This window comes from Rhizobacter sp. P3_B12 (genome assembly GCF_056402895.1).
The window spans coordinates 1-951 of the sequence record NZ_JBFUGN010001516.1 but is presented as its reverse complement, the minus strand read 5'-3'; the positions used below and the strand labels follow the sequence as shown (position 1 = coordinate 951).

Annotated in this window: 1 protein-coding gene and 1 pseudogene; both read left to right on the top strand. The window is 70.0% G+C overall.

Translation table 11 applies throughout. The features are described from left to right. A pseudogene (locus AC1D01_RS36550) lies at positions 1–259 on the top strand (response regulator); the annotation flags it as partial. 130 nt (positions 260–389) lie between these two features. After that, a partial coding sequence (locus AC1D01_RS36545; RefSeq protein ID WP_477874681.1) for a phosphoethanolamine transferase domain-containing protein occupies positions 390–951 on the top strand: 562 nt, incomplete at its 3' end.

Below are 951 nucleotides of genomic sequence, written 5' to 3'. Positions count from 1 at the left end.
GCTGCTGCTGGCGCACGGCGAGCGCACGTTGAACGGCAAGCTGATCGAGATGGCGCGCATGACGCTGCAGCGCCACCACGAGAAGATCGCCGATGGCGGGCCGCTGCAGGAGCGTGTCGAGGCACTGCGCAGCCGCTATGGCGGCAGCGTCGTTCCCGGGCTCGGCCAGGCCGCGGGCCGCCAGGCCGGCGCGCTGACGCTGCGCGAGCGCGGCGCCCCCGCCGAGGCCGAAGCAACCGCACCCGCCGACGCACCCTGACAGGCGGCATCGAGGCCTTGCCCTAAGCCTCGCCTCATCCTGCTGCTGCGACAATTCCGGCATGCACCTTGGCCGCAACCGGGCTCTGTTCCCCTCCTCCCACGCTTCCTGGAACCCTCTGACGCTGGCCGTGCTGGCGAGCGTGTGGATCGCCACCCTTGCGAACTGGCCGCTGTGGCAGTCGCTGCGGGCGCTGCCCGAGATGCAGGGCCCGCGCGGCACGCTCTTCATCGTCGCGTTCGGCGTGATCGTCGCGTGCCTCACCAGCATCGTGCTGACGATGCTGGCCTGGCGCTGGAGCATCAAGCCGGCGATCGGGCTCTTCCTGCTGGCGGCGGCCTTCGGTGCGCATTTCATGGGCACCTACAACGTCGTGATCGACAGCACGATGATGACCAACGTGCTGCAGACCGACATGCGCGAGACGCGCGACCTGCTGAGCCTGCGCATGGCAGCGAGCGTGCTCGTGATCGCCGTGCTGCCGCTCGCGTGGCTGTGGCGGCGGCCGCTGCAGGCGCCGGGCCTGTGGCGACAAGCCGGCCGCAACCTGCTGGGGCTGATCGCGGCGGTGGTCGTGATGGTGGGCGTGGCGGGCGCCCTGTTCGCCGACCTCGCGTCGACGATGCGCACCCACAACACGCTGCGCTACAAGATCAATCCGCTGACCTCGTTCTATGCGCTCGGGATGCTGG